Source organism: Streptomyces sp. NPDC048361 (assembly GCF_040651795.1).
Lineage (GTDB): Bacteria > Actinomycetota > Actinomycetes > Streptomycetales > Streptomycetaceae > Streptomyces.
This window is the reverse complement of record NZ_JBEZKW010000134.1, coordinates 1-1,891: the sequence shown is the minus strand read 5'-3', so window position 1 is coordinate 1,891 and position 1,891 is coordinate 1. Positions and strand designations below refer to the sequence as shown.

Below are 1,891 nucleotides of genomic sequence, written 5' to 3'. Positions count from 1 at the left end.
TACTCACCCTCTCGGGCTTTCCTCCGGGCGCTTCCCTTCGGTATTTCGTGTTTCCGACTCTATCAGACTCTTTCGTGTCCGATTCCCCGTCGGAGTGGGGTTTGCCTTCCAGGTTCTCCCTCTCGGGTTTCCCTTTCCGGCGGCTCCGACTCTATCAGATCCTTTCGGACCTGATTTTTGGTCGAAATCGGGTTGTCCTCCCGGCTGTTGGGCCGTTCCGACGTCCCGAACTCTAGCGGATCCTTCCAGTGATTCGTAATCGAGTCACTGGGTCGACCTAAAAGAGAATTCGGCATGCCGAATTCACCCCGGCCGGGGGTCGTGCTGAGTTGGGAGTGCCACAGGAAACTGTGGCGGATGGTTGGCGCGGAACCGTCCCGGCTGCGCGACAACCCGGAGAACACTACACGAGCTTGCTGACAGCTCCGCCCCACCCGTCCCGCTCCCCTGCCTCCTCCCGCGTCCCCCCGGGGCTGCCACGCCTCACCCGGCCCGCAGCGCGCGGCTTGCGGTTTCCGTTGCGTCAACTCCTAACGTCGTCATGGGGCCGGAGACGCCGGCCCGGCGATGGGAGGCACGGCCATGGCCTGGTCGATCGCGGAAGTGGCCCGGATGTCCGGCGTGACGTCCCGGACGTTGCGGCACTACGACGAGATCGGGCTGCTTCCGCCCGCATGGATCGGGAGCAACGGCCACCGCTACTACGAGGAGGCCGATCTGCTGCGGTTGCAGCAGATCCTGCTCATGCGCGAGCTCGACCTGGGGCTCCGCGAGATCCAGGCGGTCCTGGACAGCCAGGTCGACCGCGTAGCCGTACTCCGTGAGCACCACCAACGGCTACTTGCCGAACGGGACCGGCTCGGCACTCTCGCCCGCACGGTCGGTCGCACCATCGCCGAACTGGAGGAAGCAGAGGAGAACGACAGCATGACGAAGATCAATCGTCCGGAGAACCTGTTCGAAGGGTTCGAGCCCTCCCCGGAGGAGAACGAGAAGGTCCGCGACCGGTGGCCCAGGGCGTGGGAGCAGTCTCAGCGGGCCGTCGCGACGATGACCGCCGAGGACACCGAGCGGTGGCAGCGTGAGGTGACGGCGCAGATGATTCGTGTCGCCGAGTTCATGGTGGCCGGCACCCCGGTCGACGACCCCGCCGTCCAGACCGAGATGGCCGAGCACTACCGGGGCGTCTGCCGGTTCTGGACGCCGAACGCGGCTGCGTACAAGGGGCTGGCCCAGACGTATGTCGACGAGCCGCAGATGCGCGCGAACTTCGACAAGATCGCCAACGGTCTGGCCGTCTATCAGCGGGACGCGATGGTCGTCTACGCCGACGCCCGGCTGAGCTGACCTGCCGGACAGCGCTGCCCACCTGGGTAGCGCGGACTCACCCGGTCAGCGCGGACCCACCTGGTCATCCGCGCCTGGCCCGGGCGGGCGGCCATGGGTCGCCCAAGTGGTCGGGGGGCTGCAGACCTCCGGCCCGACCATCAGCCATCCACCACCGGTCACCAGCAAGCGAGCCATCGGGCAACCGGCAGCCTGGGGCGGGCGGCCGGCATTGTGGGCATTGGGCGTCGGCAACCCCAGGTTTGCTTCCGATGCCCTGCTTCCTCACTGTTCCACGTTCGTAACCGTTGTCCGCAGTCCACCGGGCCCAGTGGACCAGGGACCACGGAATTCCGGGTTTCCGGGTTTCCGGGTTTCCGGGCAGGAGGTGCCGGGTTCGAACGTGCGTTGCGCGTGCAATCTGCATTCGGTACACATGGACGGCGAGCCGCCTTGCGCGTGCGGTGTTCGTTACGTCGTTTGCGGGGGTGTGTGCGTGAAGTTCGACATGGGGTCCACGACTCTGTCCGATCTGGGGAAGAGCACGGATGGGTCCAGCAGTGAT

General features: G+C 66.1%; 1 protein-coding gene. It reads left to right on the top strand.

Features of this window, described 5'->3' with window-relative positions; genetic code table 11:
- The first annotated feature begins 582 nt into the window (after positions 1 to 582).
- Positions 583 to 1,347 (top strand): MerR family transcriptional regulator, encoded by a 765-nt coding sequence (locus tag AB0D31_RS34650; RefSeq protein WP_362730894.1) that lies wholly within the window; start codon positions 583 to 585, stop codon positions 1,345 to 1,347.
- Positions 1,348 to 1,891: the final 544 nt, after the last annotated feature.